The organism is Bartonella sp. AP57NXGY (assembly GCF_042195805.1).
Classification (GTDB): domain Bacteria; phylum Pseudomonadota; class Alphaproteobacteria; order Rhizobiales; family Rhizobiaceae; genus Bartonella.
Window position 1 is genome coordinate 1 of sequence record NZ_JBHIOZ010000169.1, and the last position, 2,624, is coordinate 2,624.

At 38.0% G+C, this 2,624-nt stretch carries 3 protein-coding genes; all 3 read right to left on the reverse strand.

Annotated elements, in window-relative coordinates; translation table 11 throughout:
* Nucleotides 1–295: 295 nt before the first annotated feature.
* Entirely contained in the window at nucleotides 296–430 is a 135-nt protein-coding gene (locus ACFIL8_RS09045; RefSeq protein ID WP_375627877.1) for a hypothetical protein, read from the reverse strand.
* A 9-nt stretch (nucleotides 431–439) separates the two neighbouring features.
* Nucleotides 440–1,594: an MFS transporter gene (locus tag ACFIL8_RS09050; protein ID WP_375627878.1), complete on the reverse strand. Its 1,155-nt coding sequence runs from the start codon at nucleotides 1,592–1,594 to the stop codon at nucleotides 440–442.
* Between the two features lie 532 nt (nucleotides 1,595–2,126).
* Nucleotides 2,127–2,624 (reverse strand): DUF2087 domain-containing protein (locus ACFIL8_RS09055; protein WP_375689510.1); only part of this gene is annotated, 498 nt, incomplete at its 5' end.

The window sequence follows — 2,624 nt, forward strand, 5'->3', positions numbered from 1 at the left end:
TGTTGTGTTTTGAATAAGACCAAGGTTTAAAAGGCGATTAATAGATTTGTGAATGTTTTTGGTCTCTGAATTGACAAGTTTGAGGATATCAGAAAGAATTTTAGCACCAAGTATAATAACAGTATAGACAGCGCGTAGTGTCGTGAGGTCATGGCAGAAATGAGCGAATTATAAGAAAAATGCTTTGGCTGTGTTGCACATGGATATCAATAGAATATTATTCGTGCAGAATGTAGCTACCTTACGCTTGTCTATCCCATAATCCTTTAAGCTATGAGACAATTTGCAACGGCGTTTACAGAGCAATCTTTAAAGACCGTTTTGAGCTTTTTTGCCGCAGAGTGTGTTCAAAATCATAATTGAGTGATTTATGGCGAAGTGTTTTGAGTGCTCTTGTTGTGCCACCGGTTGCAAAAACTATATGTGACATGGAAGCTGCTTATTTTTTCGTTTGCATGAGGCAAAGGCAAGAAGCAAAGGCGGAGGCACCAACAATCATGCAAAAGGTGAAAGCGATATGATTGTTGAAATGGCTGATAATCCATCCACTTGTCCATGAGCCGGCGGCTTGGCCAATATTTGAAATAACAAGAATATAACTGAAAAGAACACTGGCAGAGAGGGATGGGGTTGTTTTCCCTGCTTGATAGTATATTTCTGGAATCATGACAGATTCATAGACACTGTAGGCAATTAATGCAGTCACAGCGGTAAAGACCCCACCCATGAGGAAAAATGAGGAGAAACTTCCCATAAGCCATAATAGGTAGAAAGTTGATTTATCGGAAAGGCTGAGATGTTTATTGATTATTCCTTGCCAGATACAAATACTGATGCCAACAATTGAAAAGAAAATTCCACTATAAGGGGCGAGATTGCTGTCAAATTTACTGAGAAGTGTTGTGGTGGTGATGAAAATTCCCATGAGGAATGCACAAAGCAAAGCCGTGACCAGCAAATAAGCAATAGAACGATTATGTATTATTGTTTTTAAAGAAGAAAGAAGAGCTTTTTTTGTTTTTTTATTCTTTTCAAGAGATAATGTTTTATGCGGGTAATGATAAACAATTTGAATGGATAGAACACAAAGATACAAACCAATGAGTGCAAAAAAAGCCATTAAGAAGGTTGATGCGTTGTATTTTATGGCACTCGTTGCAACAAGAGGGGCGATAACGACAGCAGCATTTTGAAAAAAAGAATAGAGAGTTAATGCGCGTTTAAGAGCATTTTCATTGAGATGTTCTGATAAAATTTCTCTCAAAAATGGCTTTGAAATTGCTTTCGAAAAAGCCATTAAGGTAAAAAAGATCAACCATGCAGAAGGTGTGAGCGATAGGATAATGCACACAAAAGCGCTACTCCTTAAAATAAAGGCGGTAGCCATTAAGAGTTTACGGGAAAATCTTTCTAATAAACCTGTTGTGGTTACCATGAGAATGCTTTCAAGGATTACCGATCCAGCGAGATAAAAAGCAACATTGGCAGCAGTTATGAGAGAAGAGTTTCCAAGCAAAGGGAGTACAAAGAAAAAGGAAAATTCAGAAAGAAAAACTGTGCTATAGATGAAAAAAGGAATTTTATTTTTGCCCATGGAATTTCCATAGAAGTGTTGTTAAATGATCAAAGACATTTTGTTGTATCTTTTGAGGAAGTTTTGCCAGCCCTATTTCTGCTGTGCACATTTCGTTGAAATAGTATCTTTCTTGATTCACTAGCCAGTCCAATGCAAGAATATTGTTTTTTCTACGATGTTTTTAGAAATATCGAGCATGATTTGGATTGAGCAACAACACTGTGCCCAGATGTTCGCGCAACAATCATAAGATCCATTGAGACCTTGATCCTATATCTTCTCCTGATGGTTTTGACTGTTTTTAACCCTATTTGATAACCACCCAATCCTTTTTGATAACCAATTGGCATCCCGCACTCTTGTTCCTCCCCATTGCATCTCTTGCGAAGAGAGCACGCTAATCTCATCTCCATAGATTGTCAACATATGAATGGGATGAATGATTTTGTAACCTTTTAATGAAATTATATTTTTTTAGTGGAAGGTTATTCATTCTCTTGAAATAGAGAAGAAAAACGATAGCGTTCGCTAATCATTTTTCAATTCTCTTTTAGCGCATGCGTTGATATTTTCCTCCATGGCGTTGTAAAAAACCTCTCTCAACAAGAGTGCGTCGTAATCGGGCAAAGTCTATCGTAAAGAGGTTGCATATCTTGGAAACTTCCGTTTCGCTATAGATTTTTTCCTTCTGAAAGGCTTCACCAATTTTTGATAGCATCTCTTCTGTTTCTAAATGGCGGTCGCTTAAATTTTCCCTATTCCGCTCATGTTTATTTTCTAGCATTTTCCACACTGTCTCTTCGGCTTGAAATCCTTCTGTTGTGTTGTGAATAAGTCCGAGATTCAAAAGGCGATTGATGGATTTGTGAATGTTTTTGGCATCTGAATCGACATGTTTGAGGATATCAGTAAGATTTTTTGCACCAAGGATAATGGCGGCATAAACAGTACGCAGTGTCGGTGACGTCATGGCAGAGATCAGTGAATTGCGGGTATTGCGTTTGTGAAGGGTTTCTTTCCCCATGGGCAAAAGATCATTGCGAATGGG

Coding starts and splice junctions, on each gene's coding strand:
- ACFIL8_RS09050 (WP_375627878.1), bottom strand. CDS start 1,594: ATGGGCAAAAATAAAATTCCTTTTTTCATCTATAGCACAGTTTTTCTT.
- ACFIL8_RS09045 (WP_375627877.1), bottom strand. CDS start 430: ATGTCACATATAGTTTTTGCAACCGGTGGCACAACAAGAGCACTCAAA.